Raw genomic sequence first — 14,613 nt, 5'->3', positions numbered from 1 at the left:
GGGTTCTACTGCATGTTTACGGCGAAAGCTTTGGGGCGCGACATCACCTCTTTGTAGGTTTTTCCGAAGCGGTCCGTGACGGTGACCGTCAGCGTCGTGTTGGCGTCGGGGGCCGTGACCGAGAAGAGATGAATGCTCGGCTGTGTGGCGAAGGCGGCCGTGTAGGAACCGCCGTCGGAGACGCGGGCCACTTCGTAACTGGCCGTGTGCAGCGGGTCAAGCCCGTAAATCTGCTCTACGGGCAGTTCTTTCACGCCGTCGCTGACCGAGATCGTCCATTCGGGGTCCCAGTTCCAGACATTGATGTAGACCACGTTGTTGCCGACGTCCTTGTAGTCGTCGCGCGTGGGATAGGCCTTGAGGAACCTGACGGCCATCTGGTTGGTGCGGAAGTAGTTTTTTACCGTGTTCATGTCATAGGTGATGAACTGCTTTTCGCGGGGAAGTCCCAGCCCCTTGTAATGCCATTCGATCTGTGTGCCGTCGATTTCGTAGACGCCGTAGCCGCCGGGGGTCCCGTCACGGCTGATGTGCCCGTTGCCATAGTAGCCTGTCCACCACCAGGTGGCGCAGATGGCCGTGGTGTTGTGCTCCATGATCGATTCCGAATAGACCGTGTTGTGGGTGTAGTGCGTGTGCCCGGTGAGGATGTGGACGTCGGAGAACCCCTCGAAGCATTGGATCAGGTTGTCGTTGTCGACTTGGCTGCTCATGGCGTTGGTGATCTCCAGCGAACTGTTGAACCCGAAGATGGGACAGTGAAGCCCGACCACGACGGGCGTGTTCCTGTCGACCTGCGCGAGGTCTTTTTTCAGCCAGTTGAGTTCGATCTCGGTGAGGTAGTTGCGGAACGACCGGTCACCCGACGAGCCGACGGAGGCGCCGTTGTTGATGTAGACGTTGTTGTCGAGGGCGATGTAATGGACCTTGCCCAGATTGAACGAGTAGTAGGTCGGTCCGAGGTACTGCTTGTAGGCTGCTTCGGCCTGGAAATCCCCGGCGTAGTAGGGATCGTTGTCGTGATTGCCCGGAAGATGGTAGAACGTGGTCGGGATTTTAGCGTCGGCCAGCGTCTTGAGGTAGCTTTCCATGTTGTACTTGGTGTCGTACCAGAACTGGTCCCAGGTCATGTCGCCCAGTACCATCGTATAGACCGGGCGGTTGCCGTAGTTTTCAATGGCCCCATTGATCTCGGGAATGAAGAGTTCCCTGTACTGTTTCAGGTCGTTGACGCGGTTGGCCAGGTGGATGTCCGAAGTGACAAACATCACGTGGTTGTCGTTGTCGACTTTTTCCAGTTCGAAGTTGTGCTGCTCACAGACGAACTGCGATTCGGTGAGCGGTTGCCAGAACCGGGGCATGGAGTTCTCGGTGAGGGGCTGGTAACCCGACGGCTGGGTGACGAAGACGTAGCCGTGGTACTTGCGCGATCCGAGCCAGTAGTAGCCGTTGTCGTCGGTGGTGGTGACCTCCTCGCCGTCCGACACGATGGCGCCGACGACCGGAGTGCTGCCGCAGAAAACGGCGCCCTTGATGGTCATCAGGTCCTTGTCGGGGACGTCGAGGTTGATGCTCTGGCGGAAATTCAGTATGCCGAGCGGTTGTTCCTGCGTCCCGCGGAGAAGGATCAACGTGTATTCGGCCGTTTCGATCTGCTGCGGAACGGCGAAGGTGACGTAGGCCGCGTCGAGGGCCTTCAGCGTCAGCGGCGTGTCTTCGCGGTCCTCGCTGCGCAGGTACAGCGCGTCGCCCGGCCGGAACCCTTTGCCTTGGATGGTCAGTTCGCTGACGGTCGAGGTGTAGAAGGTCGTGCCCGGGATATAGAGGTCGGTGACCAGCTTTCCCTTTTGGAATGGGTCCTGTGCGGTGTCGTCGCTTTTACAGCCCGTTACGAGCGGCAGCAGGAGCAGGATGCGCAGCAGCCGGATTAAAAAGAATCTATCGAGTTTCATTTCGTATTGCTTTGAAGGTTCGTAATTTGATGCCTGCCTGCCGGATACCGGAGAAAAACCGGGGTGGTTTCCCTCCGGGACCGGCAATGGATTATTTCCGCTCCGTGATGGCCCAGAACCCGATTCCCGAGTATCCGCCCGAGGAGAGTGCGCCACCGTCGTTGGGCGCCCGGAGGTTCGCCATGTTGCGGAAGCGGATCGTGAATTTCGACTTCGTTTTCAGTTCGTCGGGCAGTGCCACGCTGAACTGCTTGAGATGGTAAGAGGAGCCTTCGTTCCACATCGGACTGAAATAGTCGGCGATTGCGTGGTATTCGTCGAGCGCGGCGTTCTCCTCATCGGCCCATTCGATGTGCATTTTGAGCGGGCCTCCCCAACTGCTTGCCGTTGTGAAGACCAGCATAAGGTCGCCGCCCGAAGGCCGGAAATCGGTAATATTGAATACCCAGGCCTCGCCCTTGTAATCGGGATCGTCGCTTCCGGAGCGATTCATGGTCGATCCGGTGAAGTTCCAGAAATTGCTGGAATAGAGGTAGGGATACATCATCTGCTGGGTGACGGCGGGATCGGAAGTCTGCTTGCCGTTCGGCGTTATGGTAATTGCCGCCGGAGTGTCTTTGCGGGTGTGGCTCCAGCCGTAGTTCAGCGCTCCGGCGCTCTGTACGCCCCGGTAAGCCGTCGATTTGACCTCGCCGCTGCCGACAACGGGTGTGACGGTTTCGAGCGGGAGGGCGTTCCAGTCGAACGGCCCGAACTGCACCAGCGTATTGCTCACGCGTGTCGCGGCGTCGGCAGATACCGCAATGTCGTCGAGTTTTCGCATTCGGAGCGTGTTCTCCGTGACTCCGTTCTTCGTATATTTCAGCACGATGCCGCTCACCGAGCCGCTGCCCTGGGGGATGATCTGGGCATAACGCTGGAGGAAGTAGCTGAGCGTATAGAGTTTGACCGTGTTGCCCCCGCGGTCGCGCAGGATGTGTCCGTAGCGGGCGAAGCCGTCGTTGTAGGGGGCCGACGCGGCGTGTACGGTGGTGATGGCATATCCCTCTTCCTGGCTGTTGTAATAGGTTCCCAGCGGTACGGCGAACTCGACTTCGGGCAGTTTCACCAGCGTATTCTCATACCGGTCGAGTTGGTCGATGCCGGTCTCGACGGGGGTGACGGGCGCGCCTTCCGACTGCTCGAAGACCGAGTTTGGAGTGAAGGCTGCCAGTTTTGATCCGAGCGTGACGGGATCGCGGACGAATTCGGCCTCGTAGAGGTGGATCTTGAGTTTGTCGTTGAGCTGGTAGGTGTTGTCCTTCGCGTTGGCGAATTCGAGGAGCATGCCGCGGCCGCTGTCGTCCTGCACGACCAGCTGGTTACTGTCGAAATTAAGCAGTTTCCGGTCACTGACGACGGTGGCTTCCACCCAGCAGTTCTCCGTGATGCGGCCGATGCCGTCGGTGAGTTTGCCCATCAGTTCCGCAACGGTCAGCTGCGTACCGTTGTAGGGGTCGTGCGCCTGGTCGAACTGCTTGATGTTGACGGTGGCCTGAAAATCCTCCAGCCCGGTTCCGAGGGCGTAGAACCGCACTTGTCCGGAGCGCTCGTCCCCGTCGTTCCGGCGGACGGTGAGGACCTGCGTGTTTTCGGTCGCTTCTCCGACGGTGATCCATGCTGCGGCATCGCCCAGCGCTTCGGCTTTCCAGCCTACATTGGTAATCAGTCCGATGGTGAAATCCACCCCTTGCGCCGAGGCGGTCATGTTGTTGCCGCCCATATCCAGCCGGAACTCCACGTCGCTGGAGAGCTGGCGCACGGTGAACGATTTGACGGATTTGCCGCCGATGACCACATTGACCGTCCCGAAATGGGTGTAAGCCTCCTCGTTCTTGCCGACGGTGACGGTGAAGCGGCCGCTGTCGTGTCCTTCGCGGGGCCAGATGTCGAGCCATTCGGCGTCCTCGGCGAACGAGGTTTCGACGGTCCAGTTTCCCATGTTGGTGTACATTTCGATCTCCTGTTTTCCGCCGGATTTGTCGTAGGAGAGGGATGTGATCTCCTCGGTGAAGCGGATGTAAGGATCTTCCGAATGCGTGTCGTCCTCCTGGCAGGAGACGCCCAGGGCGCCCGCGCATACGAATATGCAGGCGGCAAGGCTGCGCAGGCTCCGGAGATTGTATTTTGTCGTTTTCATGAAATCGTTGGGTTACGGTGAATGACTATTTGCTGGTTGCTTTCTGGCTCCACCATACGGGAATGCGCATGTTATCGCCGCCCATCTCGCGGACCGCCTCCTCGTAGTGGACGCTGTTGGTCTGCTGTGCCCGCGAGGGGTACATCAGCCGCGTGGGGAGAATGCCGTTGTTGTCGGTGGCCGTACCGATGATCAACACCGGATAGCCTGTTCGCCGGTAGTCGGCCCAGGCCTCGTAGCCGCACCAGAACTGTGCGATGTATTTCTGGGTCATGATCTGCTCCAGGGTGTTGTTGTAGGTCGTCTTCTGGATATACTGATCCTTTTGCGCCTGCGTTACACGCACCGACGAGGGGTTGACGCTGTCCCAGAAGTCGATCGAGGCGAGAATCGCCTGTTCGTAGTATTTCTGGGCCTCGATCTCGCCGCCCCGGAGCATGCCGCGATAGGTCGCTTCAGCGAGGATGAACAGCACCTCGTCGTAGCGCATGTAGGTCGACGGGGAGGTGTAATCGCCCAGCACCTCCTTGTTCAGCGTGGCACTGCCGTCATTGATCGTCTCGGTAGTGGGATAGCCGCTTGGGAGTCCTTTCCACTCGTTGTTCTGCTGCCGGGCGTAGATGACCAGGCGCGGGTCGCCCAGACCGTCCATCAGTCTGATGATGTATTCGGCCATGACGCGGGTGTTCGAGGAGAAGCTCTTCTCGGTGTATTTGCCGAAACGGTTGACGTTCGGCGAGATGTTGGTGAAGGTCAGAATGGCGTTATCGGCGTTGCTTGTGAAGACCGGATAGGTCGTTGGGTCGTTCACGATCTTCTGGATCCGCTGCGTGACGTTCATCTCCTGGTTGCGGTTGCTCAACCGCATCAGCAGGCGCAGGTGGAGCGAGTTGGTGAATTTCCGCCACTTGCTCACGTCGCCTCCATAGATCAGGTCTTTGGTCGGGGTTTGCAACGGCTTTTTAACGTCGTAGAGCGAGTTGGCCAGCTCCAGGTCCTGCAGCAGCCGGGTATAGACCTCCTGCTGGGTGTCGTATCTGGGCTGGGTGATGGCGACGGTATCGCGTCCCTTGTAGGCCTCGCTGAAGGGGATGCTGCCGAACAGGTCGGTCTGGTTGGAGACCATCAGCGCCCGCATGGTCAGCGCGATCGCCTGGCAGTTGGGTTCCTCCTTGAGGATGGCCAGCCGGCGCATGTGGTCGGCATTGGCGGCCCATTTCGACAGGTAGTTCCAGGGGGTGTTGGCGTAACTGTCGCGAATGATATAGCGGTGGATGTTTTCCGACTGGAGATTGACGGTGTACTGCATCAGTTCGCCGTTGAGCTGCCAGGTTCCGTACATCAGTTCGTCTGCGGCCGAAAATAACAACTGCTCCATCATGCTTTCGGGGTGGATTTGCCACATCTCTGTATTGTTGGGGTCGCTGTTGTATTCGTCGAACATGTGTTCGCAGCCCGCGGCCAGAGCGGCACACGCGACAACGGCCAGGTATTTGAGTCTTTTCATGGTTTCTCGAAGTTAGAAGTTCAGTTTGAGGTTGAACCCGTAGGTGCGCGTCAGGGGATAGGCTCCGGCTTCAATACCCCGGCTGATGGAGGAACCCACCATGTAGCCGGCTTCCGGATCGTAGATCGGGAAATTGGTCCAGCAGAAGAGGTTGGTGGCGTAGAAGGCCAGCGAAGCCCCCTGGATGAATTTCGTTTTCCGGCAGATTTTCGACGGCAGGGCGTATTCGATGCGAAGCTCCTTGAGTTTGAGGAAGGAGGTGTCGAAGGTGTTGTTCTCGGCGTTCTCGCGGGCGTAGACATAAGTCGAGTAGTAGTCGGCGATGTCCCGTGTGATGGTGGCGTTCTTCTGGTAAGTGCCGTCGGTATTGAGGTTCACGCCCTCGTGAACCAGGCCTGCATAGCGTCCCGGTAGCGAGTTCTTCAGTTTGCCCTGGTAGGCCAGCGCGAAGTGGGTGACCGAATAGGCATTGCCGCCCCATTGTCCGGTGAAGGTGAGGGCCATCTTCAGGTTCCTGTATGAAAAGGTATGGGTCATGCCCGCCTTCCAGTCGGGATAGATGCTGCCCAGGTCGAGCAGCGGGTCTTCCGTGCCGGTCAGCACCGGAGCGCCGCTGGCCTGGTCGACGATGACCTGTCCGGCGCAGCTGATGTTGCGGCCCTGGGCGTCGGTGTAGAAGGCGCCTTCCGGGGCGCGTTTGTACCCGCGGCCGTAAAGGCGTCCCAGTTCTTTGCCCGGGTAGGCGTTGATGTAGATGTTGCCGCTGATGTTCATGCCCGAATTCAGCTGCCATACCTCCACACCCGGGGCGAGGCTGACGAGTTTGTTCCAGTTCTTGCTCCAGTTGAGGTTGATTTCCCAGCGGGTGTGCTCGGTCCGGACGGGGACGATGCGTGTGGAGAGTTCCACGCCTTGATTACGGACCTCGCCGGCGTTGATCAACTTGCTTGTGGCGCCGGTGGTCTGGTCGACGGGGACGCCGATGATTTGGTCGGTCGTGCGCGAGTTGTAGTAGGTGGCGTCGAACGACCAAAGGTTGTTGAACAGCCGCGCTTCGAGTCCCACTTCGTAGCTCTCGACGTTCTCGGGTTTGATGTCTGGGTTCTGGATCGTACCCGAAAGGTAGTAGGCGCTGGCGAAGCTGCTGGTCGAATAAACATGATTGAGGCTGTAGGGCGAGGTGTCGTTGCCTACGTTGGCCCACGAACCGCGCACCTTGAGCAGGTTGATCCACGGGGCCTTGTCGCTGAAGTTGAATACCTTGTCGATCAGGATGCTGGCGCTTACCGAGGGGTAGAAATAGGAGTTGTTGCCGCGGGCAAGGGCACTCGACCAGTCGTTGCGGCCGGTGATGTCGAGGAAGAGCATATCCTTCCACGAGAGGTTGATCAGTCCGTAGAAACTGTTGACCGACTTGTTGCTGCGCCGCGCGTAGCTGTATGGGATGGATTTCGAGTTGCTGATCTTGAAGATGTTGTACTCCTGCAGGCCGTCCTTGGCCGTAAGCTGGACGTTCTGGTAGTTGTAGACCATGTTGTTGCCGCCAAATGAAGCCGTCAGGTCGAAATCCCCGAAGCGCTTCTTGTAAGTGAGCAGGAAGTCGTTGTTCATTTCGAAATTGCGTACGGTCTGCTCCTTGTAGTACCCGTATTGGTAGCTCGATGAGTACCAAGGCTTCTGCTGGGTGCGGAAGTCGTTGTAGAAATCGACGCCCGAGCGCAGGTCCAGTGTCAGATTCTTGTGCAGGTCGAGCGTCACGGCTACGTTGCCGTAGACGCGGTCGCGGTCGAGCGTATTGAGTTGCTGGTAGAGCTGCATATAGACGTTGTCGGCGTAGGAGGAGTTGATCAGCAGGTATTCCGTGCCTGCCTGGTACATCTGCCGGATGCGGTCGTTGTCATACTCGCGGGCATAGGAGTCGACGCCGATCACCGTGGGGTTCCACAGCAGCGTGTAGAGTGGAGCCGCGGGATTGTAGCCCGACATGGGGAGGTTATCGCTGTTCTTCCGGTAGTAGGTGACTTTGCCCTTGAAGGTGATGAACCGGTTTAGTTTCTGGACCAGCGAGAAACTGATGTTTTGGCTCTTGTAGCCGGTGTTGGGGATGATCCAGTCGTTGCGAGAGTCCCGCAGCGAGAGACGCACTGAATTCCCCTTGCCGTTGCTGCCTTCGACCGAGATGCTGTTGTTGTAGGTAATGCCTGTCCGGAAAAGCCCCTTGTACCAGTTGTCGTTGTATTTCCAGGGCAGCTTTTTGTATTTCCCCGTCTCCCAGTCGCGCGATTCGTACTGGTAGAACATCTGTCCTTCGAATTTGGGACCGAACCCCATGCGCGAATAGATGCGGTCGGGGGCGGCGATTCCGTCTTCGGCATCTTCGGCCTTTATGCTCCAGTAGTTGTAGTAGCGCTGCTGGTCGATGTTGGTCAGGTTGCCGTTGCCGGCGCCGTATTCGGTCTGAAAGTCGGGCCAGTAGCCGGCGCGCTCGAAAGTGAACGAGGAATTGAACGTGACGCCGATGCCCTTGCCTGTGCGTCCCGATTTGGTGGTGATGATAATGGCGCCGTTGGCCGCTCGCGAACCGTAAAGGGCCGTGGCTGCGGGGCCTTTCAGAACGGATACCGATTCGATGTCCTCGGGGTTGAGGTCGCTCGCCCCGTTGCCGTAGTCGATCGGTGCGTCGGCGTCGAAGGTCTGCGAAGCCGAGCTGCTGGCGGTCATCTCGCTGTTGATGGGGATGCCGTCGACCACGAAGAGCGCCGTGTTCTTATCGTGCGACAGCGAGCCTTCGCCGCGCAGCGTGACGCGGATCGAACCGCCCGGACCGGACGAAGTTCCTTCGAGATTGAGCCCGGCGACCTTGCCGGCCATCGAGTTGAGCCAGTTGCTCGAAACGGTCGTGTTCAGCGATTCGTTGTTGACCTTCGAGACGGCGTAACCCAGCGATTTTTCCTCGCGGGTCAGGCCGAGGGCCGTCACCACCACATTCTGGATGGCGGTCGAGGAACTTTTCATTGTGACGTTGACAATCGACCGGGTGGACGATACGGGGATGTTGCGCAGGTCGTACCCGATGAACGAGAAGAGCAACGTAGGCGATGTATCGGTTTCCAGAATCGCGATCCGGTAGTCGCCTTCGGCATTGGTTGTCGTGCCCCGGGTCGTGCCTTGCAGCAGAACGGTGGCTCCGACGATCGGAGCGCCGTTTTCATCGGTGACCTTGCCGGTGACGATCCATGAGCCGCTCTGTTTCATGGTCTCCCGGTCGGCCAGGAGGATGCGCCGGTCGGTAATTCGGAACGAAATGCGGGTTCCGGCGAATATCTGCGTGAGGGCCGAGCTCAACTCTGCATTGGTCAGTTGGATCGAGATGGTCCGGTTCACATCCACGACTTCACGGCTGAAAGCGAACGGGAGGCCGGTCTGCCGGGTGATCTCCTCCATGATCCGTTCGGTTTTCGCATCGGAAAACAGCAGGGTCACCTTCTGGGCCTTCAGTTCCGGGACCGAGAACAGCGTGAAAAGGAAAAACAGACAGAGAAGTCGGGCGCAGGGGCATTTTTTTGCCGGACTTTCCGCCGATTGTAATTTGTTTTTCATACATTTGTAGTTGTTAGGATTGGGTAATTTGTGTACTGGTTCTGACACCGGGTCGGGTATGTGGGGCATACCCGACCCTTTTTTGTCGGGAAGGGTGGGGATCTATGTCATTGTTTTCGGGTTTTGGTTCATCGGATTTGGTTGCCGCTACCTGCCGAGCGGATGGATGGTGATCGAGTCGGCGACCCGGACGATGCGCATGGGGGTGATCCGTTCCATGGCGGAGAGTATCTGGTCCACCGATTCGTTGTTGAAGTTGATCGTATAGGTGTATTTGTAGAGTCGGCTGTCCGTCACACGGCACGTTACGCCGTAGTTGCGTTCGAGAAACTCGAGCAGGTCCTTCAGCGGGGTATTCTTGAAATAATAGCGTTTGTGCATCCAGCCGACGACGGCCGCCGTGTCGGCGTTGGGCAACAGGCTGCAACGGCCCGAAATGCGGTTCATCTCGAAGAGTTGCCCCGGGGTGATGTCGTAGCTGCGGCGTTTTCCGGAGAGATGCTCTTCGATGTTGACCCTGCCCTCCTGCAGGTAAAGCAACGTAGATTCCGGAGCCGATGTATTGAGGTTGAACCGGGTGCCGAGTACGCGAACCGTCAGGTCGCCGGTTTCGACCCGGAAGGGGCGGTGCGGGTCCTTGGCGACATCGAAATAGGCTTCGCCCTGCAGGCGCACGTTTCGGTTCCGACGGTCGAAGCGAGCCGGGTATTCCAGTGTGGTTTCCGAATTGAGCAGTACGGACGTGCCGTCGGCCATCAGCATCCGGAGCTGTTCTCCGGCGGGGACGTAGACCTTCTGATAGGCGACTTGCTCTCCGCCCCAGTCGTAGAGGCGGCCGAGCAGCAGCAGGTTGAGGAACACGAGCGGAAGCGCGACGGCCGCGATGCGGGACAGCGTTCGGATGCGCTGCCCGCGTCGGATGCGTTGCCCGATTTCCCGCAGGATTTTATCCCGCAGGTCGGCCGGAGGCGTCGGTCCGGCGATTCCGCCTTTCCTGTTGAGCTGCGAGACAATGTCCGTGTCCATCAATTCCGCGGCCGCCTGTTGTCCGGCGGGGGTTTTCAGGTAAAGCCGGATGCTGTATTCTTGTTCGGGAGGGCATTTCCCGTCGAAATAGGCAAGGAGCGATTCCCGGCTGTATATAATAGTTGTGCGTTTGGCTTGCTTCATTTGGGGGCGCGTGTTTTATTAGAATACACACGGCGGCGGGAAAAGTATTATGCCCGGTTCGTTTTTCTGAAAAAAGATTGTGCGGAAGGCGTCAGCGGGAGACCAGCAGGACGAGCAGAATGGCGTAACCCGATTTCATCAGTTTGCGCAGTTGTGTGACGGCCTGGTGATAGAGGACCTTGACGGTATTGACCGAGATGCCCAGCCGTTCGGCGATTTCGGCGTTGGAGAGTCCTTCGTGGATTTTCAGTCGGCAGACTGCGATTTTCTGCGGCGAGAGTTTTTCGATGGCTTTGTCGAGTTGTTCCATCAGGTTGTGGCGCTCCAGGTCGGGCAGGAATTCGCTTGCGGAAGTTGCTGTTTCCCGGTATTCGGACTGTGTAGGTATGTAATCGCGCAGGGCGTTGAGCGTCCGGTTTTTCGCAATGCGAAACAGGTAGCCGGCCAGACCGGAGGCCGGCAGAAGTTTCGAACGGGTTTCCCAGAGTTTGAGGAACGTGTACTGCACGATATCTTCCGCCAGGGCGCCGTTGCGGGCGTACCTGTACGCAAAGGCGTACAACTGCCTGTGGTATTTATCATAAGTCATGGTAAATGCCAGTTGATTCCCGTCGCGGATTTCCCGGGCCAGTTCGTTGTCGGTCATTTTGTTCGCGGTCGTTTGCTGGTTGCCTCCCCGGTTCGGGCAGGGGCCGGCAACGTCGGTAGTGGAGTATAAAGGTAAAAATTATTTATGAAAAACCGCGTTTCCCGAATTATTTTGCAGCAGACCGCGGTTCCGGTCCACCGGAAACGGGAAGTCCGGCCTGAAATGCGGAAAAAGAGGTTACGACGGTTCGTAACCTCTTTTTCTGTGGGCCCAGAGGGGCATGATCCCACGACCTTCGGATTATGAGTCCGCTGCTCTGACCGACTGAGCTATGGGCCCGGTCCTGCGCCCGCAGGGGCGCTTCGGTGGCGCAAAGATAGAAAAAGTATTCAGATTGCGCAACCCTCCGGACGCCCGAGTGTGAAAAAAAGTGCACGGGATCTTGTTTGTTGCAAATTAATTCGTACCTTTGTCGCGCTTAAGCATTAATTAAAAACAAAAACAGCGAAATGAAAAAGGGTATTCATCCGGAGAATTATCGTTTGGTGGCGTTCAAGGACATGTCCAACGACATCGTGTTTTTGTGTCGGTCCGCCGTTTCGACAAAAGAGACCATCGAAGTGAACGGCGAAACCTATCCCGTGTATAAGATGGAAATTTCCAACACCTCGCACCCGTTCTACACCGGTAAGATGAAGTTGGTTGACACCGCTGGTCGCGTCGATAAGTTTATGAGCCGTTACGCAAAACGCTACGATAAGAAGAATGCGAAGTAAATCTGCTTGCGCATTTACGAAACAACGGGCTGCAACCGAGGGTTGCGGCCCGTTGTTTTTTGTTCTCCGCACGGAATTTCCGGTCTTTGTGAAAAAATCCGCACAAGGTTTTGTTTTTATGTATATATTTGCGCCCGAAGGCAAACAAGATCGTAATCTTTAGAAAGTCGGAGCCATGAAAAACAAGATGAAGCATATCGCGACCGCCGCGGCGCTGGGCGTCGTTGCGCTCCTTGCCTCCTGTGTGAGCAGACAGGTTGTCGTCGAGGCCGAGAGCCGGAGCGATTCGCTGGAGCAGCTGGTCGTCAGCGCGAAGGACTCGCTGATCAACGCCGTGTTCGCGGACATCAACGCCATCTCGGAGAATCTCGCGCTGATCAAGTCGCGCGAGAACCTGATCACCGTGGCCGGGGAGGCGGAGGGCGGCCGCCGTCCCGTCGAGGAGATCAGCAACGACATCAAGGCCATCGACCGGCTGCTGCGGGAGAACCGCTCGAAGATCGAATCGCTGCAACGTTCGGCGGCCCTGCTGCGCAAGGCCAACCTGCGTATCGACGGCCTGGAGAAGATGATCGCCGACATGAACAGGCAGCTGGCGGAGAAGAAAACCGAGGTGGAGCAGCTGCGCGAGAGCCTCGTCCGGATGGGCGACGAGGTGAAGAGTCTGACCGAGGAGGTGGCCGTTCGCAGCGCCGAGGTCGAGAACCTGAGCGGCGAGAAGGTCGAGTTGCAGAACCAGCTCAATACGGTCTACTACATCGTGGGGGCCGAGAAGGAGTTGCGCGACGCGCAGATCATCAACAAGCAGGGATTCATCGGACGGACGCTGACCGTCGGTCGGAACAGCAATTTCGACAGCTTCACGATGGCCGATTCGCGCCTGCTGACGGAGATCCCCGTCGGACAGAAGAAGGCGACGCTCGTCACTTCGCATCCCGAAGGTTCGTACGAACTGGTGACCGATTCGAACAAAATCGTCGAGAAACTGCTCATTACCGATCCCGTGCGTTTCTGGGAGTCTTCGAAAATTCTGATCATTAGTTACAAATAGACGATTTTTTCGTCGTAATAGTGCCTTTCAGGGTCCCTGCCGGTCGTGGCGGGGACTTTTTTGTCGTCGCGGGAGCTAATTTGTTTGCTTTTCTGATTTTTTTTGTAATTTTGTTCGTGAAATCACGTCACACAGATCAAATAAGTTATGGATTATCAACCCCAACCGCAGTTTGAGGAGTCGGCATTGAAGGAGAGTTGTACTGCGGATTGTAGTAGTTGTCCCACGTTTCCGGCACCGTTCCGCCGTATCGGCGATTCGACCTACTGTCGGTTTTCACAGCTTACGTTTGCGGCCGGAGAGGGGGTGACGTTCCCCGCGGACCGCATGGTGCGCATCCTTTTCGTCATGTCGGGATCGTTGAGGCTGGAACACGGAAACGATACGGTGCGCCTGGTTACGTCGAAACAATGCGTATGTCTCGCCCGCAGTGAACGCTTCGTGGTGACGGCTCAGGACGACGAGACCCACGTGGTCGTGCTGTCGCTCATCCACCGGATCGAATTCTGCGAACAGGACATTTTCGACAAGGTGATGCCCTATGACTCGGTCGTTCCGACCGAATCGGTTCCCACGCTTGCGATGCATCCGGCCATAGAACGGCTTTTAGGCACATTCTTTACGATCCGCCAGATGTTCAACTGCGTCCGCTATCACCGGATGAAGGCCACCGAGCTTTTCATGATGATCAAGGTGCTCTACACGCCTACCGAACATGCCTACTTCTTCCAGTCGATGATTCAGCCGCAGGACAATTTCCGCGTCTTCGTCTGCAACAATTACGACAAGGCCCAGGGCGTCGCCGAACTGGCTTCGCTGGCGGGCATGAGCCTCTCGGTTTTCAAACGCCGTTTCGCCGAGCACTTCAACGACAGCGTTTACCATTGGATGATGCGTCAGAAGGCGCTGAAGGTCTTTAGCGACATCCGCGACGGTGAGGACAGCACCAAGGCACTGATGAACAAGTACGGGTTCCGCCACTACACGCAGTTCAGCCGGTTCTGCAAGAATTACCTCCAGGCGACGCCCGCGCAGCTGATCAGCTCGATCAAGAAGAAATAGGGCCGACGGCCGCTATGGATGAAAAGGAGACCTCCGAGGAGATCTCCTTTTTTCGGTGCGATACCGTACGGACCGGGCACGTCGTCGTCGGGCCGGGCGCGGCATACGCCATTAGACCGTGGCGGGCCGGTTTTGCGGATGAGTCCGGGGCGGCGGTCGATTGGTTTTCAGTGTTCCAGCACGTAGACGTTCAGGTCGATCCACGCTCCGTCGGAGAGCTGTTCACCCTGCTCCTCGACGTGGCTGCGGAGGAAGCCGAGACGCTGCGGAATGCGGTTGCTCGGGAGGTTGCCCGTGCCGCAGCGGATTTCCACGCGCCGCATGCCCATCTCCCCGAACGCAAGGTCGCAGAGCGCCCGCACGGCGGCCGTCATGATCCCCTTGCCCTGCTGTTCTTCGCGCAGCCAGTAGCCGATCTCGATGCTGCGCTTTCCGGCATCGGCCGATTTGAAGCCGATCAGTCCGGCGAAGGTCTCGCCGTCGCGGATCGTGTAGACCGGATTGGCCGTGTCGGCGAGCATCCCGGCCACCACCTGCCGGGTCTGCTCGATTTGGTGCGTGTCGGCCACGAACGGGAGCCAGCGGCCCAGGTGGCGGCGCTGGGTGTCGATCGAGGCGAAGATGTCCGGGACGTCCTCCGTGCGGAGCCGCCGGAGCGCGTAAGGGCCGAAGAGGGGGATGGCATTCATGCAGTAAAAGTTTTTTCAAGGTTTAAAGATACTAAAAA

Annotated in this window: 10 protein-coding genes and 1 tRNA gene; 3 read left to right on the top strand and 8 right to left on the bottom strand. The window is 57.8% G+C overall.

The genetic code is table 11. The annotated features are described in order from the left end of the window. Positions 1–5: 5 nt before the first annotated feature. The 7 genes from ACGHP5_RS03695 to ACGHP5_RS03665 form a co-directional block, all read right to left on the bottom strand. Positions 6–1,952: a calcineurin-like phosphoesterase C-terminal domain-containing protein gene (locus ACGHP5_RS03695; RefSeq protein WP_390568065.1), complete on the bottom strand. Its 1,947-nt coding sequence runs from the start codon at positions 1,950–1,952 to the stop codon at positions 6–8. 91 nt (positions 1,953–2,043) lie between these two features. Continuing rightward, positions 2,044–4,131: a DUF5689 domain-containing protein gene (locus ACGHP5_RS03690; protein WP_390568064.1), complete on the bottom strand. Its 2,088-nt coding sequence runs from the start codon at positions 4,129–4,131 to the stop codon at positions 2,044–2,046. A gap of 25 nt (positions 4,132–4,156) precedes the next feature. Next, positions 4,157–5,638, bottom strand: a complete 1,482-nt coding sequence (locus ACGHP5_RS03685; RefSeq protein ID WP_390568062.1) for a SusD/RagB family nutrient-binding outer membrane lipoprotein — start codon at positions 5,636–5,638, stop codon at positions 4,157–4,159. A gap of 12 nt (positions 5,639–5,650) precedes the next feature. Then, positions 5,651–9,238: a SusC/RagA family TonB-linked outer membrane protein gene (locus ACGHP5_RS03680; protein ID WP_390568061.1), complete on the bottom strand. Its 3,588-nt coding sequence runs from the start codon at positions 9,236–9,238 to the stop codon at positions 5,651–5,653. Between the two features lie 147 nt (positions 9,239–9,385). Continuing rightward, positions 9,386–10,408 (bottom strand): FecR family protein, encoded by a 1,023-nt coding sequence (locus ACGHP5_RS03675; protein ID WP_390568059.1) that lies wholly within the window; start codon positions 10,406–10,408, stop codon positions 9,386–9,388. A gap of 91 nt (positions 10,409–10,499) precedes the next feature. Then, on the bottom strand, positions 10,500–11,054 hold the full coding sequence (locus tag ACGHP5_RS03670; RefSeq protein ID WP_390568058.1) for an RNA polymerase sigma-70 factor: 555 nt from the start codon (positions 11,052–11,054) through the stop codon (positions 10,500–10,502). 208 nt (positions 11,055–11,262) lie between these two features. Then, positions 11,263–11,336, bottom strand: a tRNA-Ile gene (locus ACGHP5_RS03665). Positions 11,337–11,506: 170 nt separating this feature from the next. On the opposite strand from ACGHP5_RS03665, the gene ACGHP5_RS03660 reads away from it, so the two are divergent. The 3 genes from ACGHP5_RS03660 to ACGHP5_RS03650 all read left to right on the top strand — a co-directional run bounded on the left by ACGHP5_RS03660 (position 11,507) and on the right by ACGHP5_RS03650 (position 13,886). Then, positions 11,507–11,773, top strand: a complete 267-nt coding sequence (locus ACGHP5_RS03660) for a type B 50S ribosomal protein L31 (RefSeq protein WP_290533196.1) — start codon at positions 11,507–11,509, stop codon at positions 11,771–11,773. 175 nt (positions 11,774–11,948) lie between these two features. Further along, positions 11,949–12,824, top strand: a complete 876-nt coding sequence (locus tag ACGHP5_RS03655; protein ID WP_337756236.1) for a hypothetical protein — start codon at positions 11,949–11,951, stop codon at positions 12,822–12,824. A gap of 147 nt (positions 12,825–12,971) precedes the next feature. Then, positions 12,972–13,886: a helix-turn-helix domain-containing protein gene (locus ACGHP5_RS03650; protein ID WP_278972733.1), complete on the top strand. Its 915-nt coding sequence runs from the start codon at positions 12,972–12,974 to the stop codon at positions 13,884–13,886. A 167-nt stretch (positions 13,887–14,053) separates the two neighbouring features. Here the strand turns inward: ACGHP5_RS03650 and ACGHP5_RS03645 are convergent, their stop codons facing one another. Next, complete coding sequence (locus tag ACGHP5_RS03645; RefSeq protein ID WP_337658383.1) at positions 14,054–14,575, bottom strand: GNAT family N-acetyltransferase; 522 nt, start codon at positions 14,573–14,575, stop codon at positions 14,054–14,056. Between the last annotated feature and the right edge of the window lie 38 nt (positions 14,576–14,613).

This window comes from Alistipes sp. i18-0019-D1, assembly GCF_042852885.1.
GTDB lineage: Bacteria > Bacteroidota > Bacteroidia > Bacteroidales > Rikenellaceae > Alistipes.
Note: the sequence above shows the minus strand (reverse complement) of the source record. Positions and strands in the feature narration are given on the sequence as shown.

Bases quoted from the DNA above. Each gene is read 5' to 3' on its own strand.
- ACGHP5_RS03660 (WP_290533196.1), top strand. From the start codon at position 11,507: ATGAAAAAGGGTATTCATCCGGAGAATTATCGTTTGGTGGCGTTCAAG.
- ACGHP5_RS03670 (WP_390568058.1), bottom strand. From the start codon at position 11,054: ATGACCGACAACGAACTGGCCCGGGAAATCCGCGACGGGAATCAACTG.
- ACGHP5_RS03695 (WP_390568065.1), bottom strand. From the start codon at position 1,952: ATGAAACTCGATAGATTCTTTTTAATCCGGCTGCTGCGCATCCTGCTC.
- ACGHP5_RS03685 (WP_390568062.1), bottom strand. From the start codon at position 5,638: ATGAAAAGACTCAAATACCTGGCCGTTGTCGCGTGTGCCGCTCTGGCC.
- ACGHP5_RS03650 (WP_278972733.1), top strand. From the start codon at position 12,972: ATGGATTATCAACCCCAACCGCAGTTTGAGGAGTCGGCATTGAAGGAG.
- ACGHP5_RS03655 (WP_337756236.1), top strand. From the start codon at position 11,949: ATGAAAAACAAGATGAAGCATATCGCGACCGCCGCGGCGCTGGGCGTC.
- ACGHP5_RS03680 (WP_390568061.1), bottom strand. From the start codon at position 9,238: ATGAAAAACAAATTACAATCGGCGGAAAGTCCGGCAAAAAAATGCCCC.
- ACGHP5_RS03645 (WP_337658383.1), bottom strand. From the start codon at position 14,575: ATGAATGCCATCCCCCTCTTCGGCCCTTACGCGCTCCGGCGGCTCCGC.
- ACGHP5_RS03675 (WP_390568059.1), bottom strand. From the start codon at position 10,408: ATGAAGCAAGCCAAACGCACAACTATTATATACAGCCGGGAATCGCTC.
- ACGHP5_RS03690 (WP_390568064.1), bottom strand. From the start codon at position 4,131: ATGAAAACGACAAAATACAATCTCCGGAGCCTGCGCAGCCTTGCCGCC.